Origin of the sequence: Aeromonas sp. Prich7-2 (assembly GCF_017939255.1) — a bacterium.
In the GTDB taxonomy this organism is placed as follows: Bacteria; Pseudomonadota; Gammaproteobacteria; order Enterobacterales; family Aeromonadaceae; genus Aeromonas; species Aeromonas caviae.
Genome location: NZ_JAGKRI010000228.1, coordinates 1 through 3,100, shown reverse-complemented (window position 1 = coordinate 3,100; position 3,100 = coordinate 1). Strand labels below are relative to the sequence as shown.

At 55.4% G+C, this 3,100-nt stretch carries 2 protein-coding genes and 2 pseudogenes; 3 read left to right on the top strand and 1 reads right to left on the bottom strand.

All coding sequences use genetic code 11. The features are described from left to right. The first annotated feature begins 514 nt into the window (after positions 1-514). The 3 genes and pseudogenes from J9892_RS21335 to J9892_RS21325 form a co-directional block, all read left to right on the top strand. Entirely contained in the window at positions 515-1,093 is a 579-nt protein-coding gene (locus J9892_RS21335) for a hypothetical protein (protein ID WP_223918471.1), read from the top strand. 187 nt (positions 1,094-1,280) lie between these two features. Next, positions 1,281-2,240 (top strand): hypothetical protein, encoded by a 960-nt coding sequence (locus J9892_RS21330; RefSeq protein ID WP_010673558.1) that lies wholly within the window; start codon positions 1,281-1,283, stop codon positions 2,238-2,240. Positions 2,241-2,292: 52 nt separating this feature from the next. Continuing rightward, positions 2,293-2,811: pseudogene (locus tag J9892_RS21325) on the top strand (C39 family peptidase); the annotation flags it as partial. Positions 2,812-2,968: 157 nt separating this feature from the next. Here J9892_RS21325 and J9892_RS21320 read toward each other — a convergent pair. Further along, positions 2,969-3,100 (bottom strand): annotated as a pseudogene (locus tag J9892_RS21320) (IS5/IS1182 family transposase); the annotation flags it as partial.

Genomic DNA, 3,100 nt, shown 5'->3' with positions numbered 1-3,100 from the left:
CGTGGCAGGAAATAACAGAGAAGTTGGAGTGGGCAATGGTGTATTTATCCAAAAACGGCAAAAAGAGTAGGCAGAGAAAATCCAAGCAAAACAACACGTTAGACGGTATTATTAATTCGCTTGCCGCTTAAGGTTCTGTACATGTGAGCAACAATGCCGTTTCTGTCATAGGGACAACTCCTTGTTATCGCCACTGCACAAAGGAGTCTGACGACTTGTCCAGATAACTCCCTTTATCATCAAATGGCGCCATTTAATATGGCCAGACGATGATAACTATAAACCATCCCGCCTTTAGATTGATGGCACCACAATATTGAGACAGCCAAATTATCCGTGAGAAAAAATAAATCCATTGATAAATAAGCGCTTACTTCACGACATAATATGTCGCTCTCAATATTGAGACGTAAAAACAATTACATCAAATAAAAAAAACTAAAAATCATATGGTTGTAAATTGGCATGGTCGTTGCTCTCTCCAATAAGCCCTCCTGGCAGATGGAGACAGAACATGAAAATATATATTGCATTGGCAGCATTTCCTTTTCTGGCATTTGCCCCCCCCTCAATGGCGCAAAACCGGGTCGATCTCGGTGCTCAGGCATTGAGCAATATTCGTGGTTCCATGGGCGTCAATATGGTTGCCGGCAATAACAACCAACAAGGCAATCTTGCCGCCATCGCCATTTCGGGTCCGGCCGTCATTCAATTTGGTCAGCTGAATCAATCCACCACCAATCTGAACGGCAGCCAGAGCGTCGCCATCCTGGGCTCGGCCCTGAGCCAGAACCGGGGACTGGTCGGCATCAATCAGGGGGCGGGTGAGGGCAACCAGCAACTGAACGCCTTCGCCCTGTCCCTCGATGACAGCGGCCTGGGTGTCGTGACCGACATCAATCTCAGCTCCAGCGTCGCGAAGACCCCAGGGGGAAAGCCCCCCGCCAACACCACTACCAGCATCTATCTGGATGACACCGCCCTCACGGGCAGCAAGGGGGTCATTCAGGTGAGCCAGGTCACGGGACAGGGAAACCAGTCAGTCAACATGGTTTCCCTGCCCCTGGCTGGCGCAGTAACGGCATCCCCATGATGCCGCAGGGATAGGAAGCCAGGCCCGGGGGTATCAGCCGATGGGCATATCTTCCGCTGAAAGTTCAATGGAGAGACTCATTATGCGTGGACTTATTTATAGCTCATTAGCCGCCGCGGTCATCATGGCCATGTCGGGCACTGCATCCGCCGATTACCGCGGTGACAGAGATGAGACAGGGGCAACCTTGACCAAGAAGGTCAAGGCAGAAGTCGATGTGGAATACGAAGGCAGGGTCAATGTCGGCGGCTACATCAACGTCAACAAACTCGGCATGGCCGTCGTGGACAACCAGCAGTCCAGTTCCATGATAGGCACCGCCAATACAAGAACGGAGAACACGAGCAAGATCGACGGCTCGTTCAAGGGTGCATCCGGTAACATCGGCGCCAACGTCGCAGCCGGTGACTCCAACGTACAGGGCAACAGCGCTTCCCTGGCCGCCTATGACGAGGTCGATGCCGAGTTCATCATGGGTCGTGGTCAACAACAACATGGCGCCCCTGGCGGATCGTCGGATGCCGAGGTCTTCTCCACCCAGAGCGCCAGCAACAACTGGACGACCAATCACGGCCATCAGAACAAGGCCGGTGTGGGCGATGGGGCCTTCAAGGATGCCGCAGGCAACATCGGGGTCAACGTGACCTCGGGCTCGGGTAACGTCCAGGCCAACAACATGGCAGCCTCCGTGTCCACCGGCAACATGGCCGTGGCCACCGTGGCCAACAGCCAGAGCGTCTCCAAGAACATGACCGAAAACCAAAGCCTGAGCGCAACCAAGACGGTTGACAAGGCAGGTGTGTTCCTCGGTCTCAAGGCTTGGGGCGATTACGAGGGGGGCGGTACCGGTCATGATGTCAAGAAAGGACATGGCCACGACAATGACAACGACAGGTACGGCAACAACAACCCGAAAGATGATGGCAAGTTCGAGTTCAAGGAAGAGGGTGACATCAAGCTCAGTGGGTACGCCGTCGGGTATATTCCCGTGGTCAACACCTACACCAGCCGCGAAACCTTCAACCGGGCAACCATCGATGGCGGCGCCTTCAACGGTGCCGTGGGCAACATCGGGGTGAACGTCTCCTCGGGGACCAACAACCTGCAAGCGAACAATCTCTCGCTGGCCGCAGGGTTTGCCAAGTAAGTCGATGCGAGGGGGCCCAGTGCCCCCTTTTTCCCTGACACTGGAGGTCTGAATGCGCTGGCTGTTGCTGTGCTGTCCTGCCGTCTGGGCAGGCTCGGTGCCACTGGGGGAGCATCTCCCGGCGTTGGGGGATCTCAACAAACCGGTGCAGAGCATTCTGGAGCGCCGGTACGCCAACATCGAGCGCCAACATACGGATTTCAGCTGCGGGGCCGCCGCCGTCGCCACCATCTTGCGCTACGCCTACGGCCATGCAACCAATGAACGCTGGGTCATGGATGGCATGCTTGCCATGGCAGACCCGGAGCAGGTCAAGCACTACGGCTTCTCCATGCTCGACATGAAGCAGTACCTGCAAATGCTCGGCATGCGGGTCAGAGGGTATCGACTGGGCGATGAAAAACTGCGCCAGGTGAGGGTGCCCACCATCGTCCTGCTCAACATTCGCGGCTATCAGCACTTTGCCGTGCTGCGGGCCATCGATCGCCACGATCGCGTCTATCTGGCAGACCCGGCCCTCGGCAACCGGGTGATCACGTTCAAGGAGTTCAAGGAGAGCTGGAACGGCATCCTCCTCGCCGTCATCGGCGCGGGCTATCGTCCCGATGCCCCCCTTGCCAAGCCCTCTCCCCCGCTCTCTGTCAGAGGCAAGGATGGGCTCTTCGCCCCGGTCAATGAAACATCCCTGCTGGAATTCGGTTTTCAGCACAAAGAGCTAGGCTGTGTTCTCAAAATGCTGGTTTTCTGTCCACACATAACTCGCGCAAGTAGCGAAGGCAGAAAGCCAGTTTGATAAAGGCTGCAAAACTCTTGGCTAGCTTTTCATATCTCGTTGAAAACCGGCGAAACTTCTTCAACCA